This is a genomic window from bacterium (assembly GCA_020440705.1).
In the GTDB taxonomy this organism is placed as follows: Bacteria; Krumholzibacteriota; Krumholzibacteriia; order LZORAL124-64-63; family LZORAL124-64-63; genus JAGRNP01.
The window spans coordinates 1-1,681 of the sequence record JAGRNP010000252.1 but is presented as its reverse complement, the minus strand read 5'-3'; the positions used below and the strand labels follow the sequence as shown (position 1 = coordinate 1,681).

Below are 1,681 nucleotides of genomic sequence, written 5' to 3'. Positions count from 1 at the left end.
CGATGCCGCCGTTCGGCTGCGGCTCGGGCTCCTCGTCCGGAGTCCAGGCGATGGTGCGGTCGTCGGTCATGGAGATCCTTCGGGCCGGGGACAACGACCATCATACACGAATGCCCGCGTTCCGGCTCCCGCGAAGCCGGGACGGCAGGTGGTGACATTTCTTGACTTATGGAGTACGGATGGGAATACTTCTGCGGAATCACGCACGATTGCAAGCCCTACCTGCGACGAACCGGCGCGCCCCGCGGCTCGCCGGTCGATGTTTGAAAGGAAGCGCATCACCATGTCCAAGCACATCGACGTCCTCCTGCTGCTGGCCCTGCCCGCCAGCGGCAAGTCCGAGGTGCGCCGCTACCTGGCCACGCTCAGTCCCGAGCAGTGCCACGAGCAGTTCGGCATCGGCCAGACGGTCCAGCTGGACGACTTCCCCTACGTCCACATCATGCGCCGGGTGAGCGACGAGCTGACCGCCCGGGGCCACGAGGGCCTGTTCTTCATCTCGCCGGCCCTGCCCTTCCGCAATCCCATCGACTGGCTCACCCTGATCGAGCTGCTCAACGAGGATTACGACGATCTGGTCGCGAAGCGGAAGCCGGCGCCCGCATCGGCGGCGCTGTGGCTCTTCGACCGCATCGACGCCGCGCGGATGCGGGCCGGCGGCCAGGCCATCATCGGCACCCTGGACGAGGCGCTGCGGCGCGAGATCGCCGGCCCCATCGAGGCCGAGGCCCGCAAGCTGCTCGACGACAAGGTGGCCGAGGTGCCCGACACCCTCGAGGGCAAGACGGTGGTCATCGAGTTCGCCCGCGGCTGCGCGGACGGGCAGACCTATCCCTTCCCCCATCCCTTCGGCTACCAGGGCAGCCTGGGCCAGCTCAGCCCGGCCATCCTGGCCAAGAGCTCGATCCTCTACATCTGGGTCGAGCCCGAGGAGAGCCGCCGCAAGAACGCCGCCCGCACCGACCCGAACGACCCGGGCAGCATCCTGCACCACGGCGTGCCCCTGGCCGTCATGTACGGCGACTACGGCACCTGCGACATGGCCCACCTGCTGGAGACGTCGGGCCGTCCCGATACGGTGAAGATCAGCCGCGACGGCCGGGACTACTTCCTGCCCCTCGGCCGCTTCGACAACCGGGTCGACAAGACGACCTTCATCCGCGAGGAGCCCGCCACCTGGGCCGAGGCCGACGTGCAGGCCCTGCAGGCCGGCATGCGCGAAGCCTTCGACCAGCTCGACCGCGGCCTCGAGGCCCGCGGATGAGCACGCCCCCGGTCGTCACCACCGCCTGGCTCGACGACCACCGCGGCGATCCGGGGGTCCTGCTGATCGACAACAGCGGGACCCCCGAGGCCTACCTGCGCGGCCACATTCCCGGGGCCGTGGCCGCGCCCTGCCACCCCTACCTGAAGCACTTCGACGCCCGCGGCGAGAAGACGCAGCACGTGATGGAGCCCACCGCCTTCGGACGGCTCTGCCACGAGCTGGGCCTGCGCCGCGACCGGCACGTGGTCGTCTGCGACGATCGCCACGGCCTGTACGGCGCCCGTTTCCGCGCCGTGTGCCGGCACTACGGCCTGACCAACGTGAGCGTGCTGGACGGCGGCTGGAACGCGTGGGTCGCCGAGGGCCGCCCGGTCGCGACACGGCCCGTCGCGCCGACACCGGGCACCGACGTCG

Annotated in this window: 2 protein-coding genes; both read left to right on the top strand. The window is 70.0% G+C overall.

Annotated features, from left to right (window positions below; genetic code table 11):
* Positions 1-283 precede the first annotated feature (283 nt).
* The gene (locus tag KDM41_18170; GenBank protein MCB1185350.1) at positions 284-1,264 is read left to right on the top strand and encodes a hypothetical protein; all 981 of its coding nucleotides are present in this window, start codon (positions 284-286) and stop codon (positions 1,262-1,264) included.
* Positions 1,261-1,681 (top strand): hypothetical protein (locus KDM41_18165; protein MCB1185349.1); only part of this gene is annotated, 421 nt, incomplete at its 3' end. The genes KDM41_18170 and KDM41_18165, both read left to right, overlap by 4 nt.

What these genes read in the sequence shown, in the direction of transcription:
- KDM41_18170 (MCB1185350.1), top strand. Translation starts at nt 284, where the DNA reads ATGTCCAAGCACATCGACGTCCTCCTGCTGCTGGCCCTGCCCGCCAGC.